General features: G+C 60.4%; 1 protein-coding gene. It reads left to right on the top strand.

Going from position 1 to position 603, the window contains the following annotated elements; genetic code table 11:
• On the top strand, positions 1-582 hold a 582-nt coding region (locus tag IEW98_RS16060), incomplete at its 5' end, for an IS5 family transposase (protein ID WP_188764537.1).
• Positions 583-603: the final 21 nt, after the last annotated feature.

The raw sequence follows: 603 nt of genomic DNA, 5'->3' as shown, positions 1-603 counted from the left end.
TGGCGGAACATCGGCTTGTTCGAGACGATCAACACCGTGCTGGTGATGAACCTGCGCGAGATCGAGGGGCGCGACGCACACCCCAGCGCCGGCGTGATCGATAGCCAGAGCGTGAAAACCACCGAAAGTGGCGGAATCTGCGGTTATGATGCCGGCAAGAAGGTGAAAGGACGGAAGCGGCATATCCTCACCGACACCTGCGGCTTTCTGGTGTTCATCCTGGTCCACGCCGCCGACATCCAGGACCGTGACGGGGCCGTCGATGTGCTGAAGACGGTGCGCTTTCGCTTCCCATGGTTGCGGCACGTCTTCGCCGATGGCGGCTATGCTGGCGACAAGATCCGGGATGCGCTGGCGCCCATCGGCAAATGGACCCTCGAGATCATCAAGCGATCCGATACCGCAAAAGGCTTCCAGCTTCTGCCTCGCCGATGGGTCGTCGAACGGACGTTCGCATGGCTCGGCCGCTGCCGACGATTGGCCAAGGACTGGGAAACCTCCATCGCTTCCTCAACCGCATGGGCACAGATCGCGTCCATCCGCATGATCGTGCGACGTACCGCAAAGTACTGCTACGCTTGATAAACTTTTGAATCGGGCTCT

Source organism: Sandarakinorhabdus glacialis (assembly GCF_014643455.1).
Classification (GTDB): Bacteria; Pseudomonadota; Alphaproteobacteria; order Sphingomonadales; family Sphingomonadaceae; genus Sandarakinorhabdus; species Sandarakinorhabdus glacialis.
The sequence above is the reverse complement of the archived record's forward strand: the minus strand, read 5'-3'. Positions and strand labels throughout refer to the sequence as shown.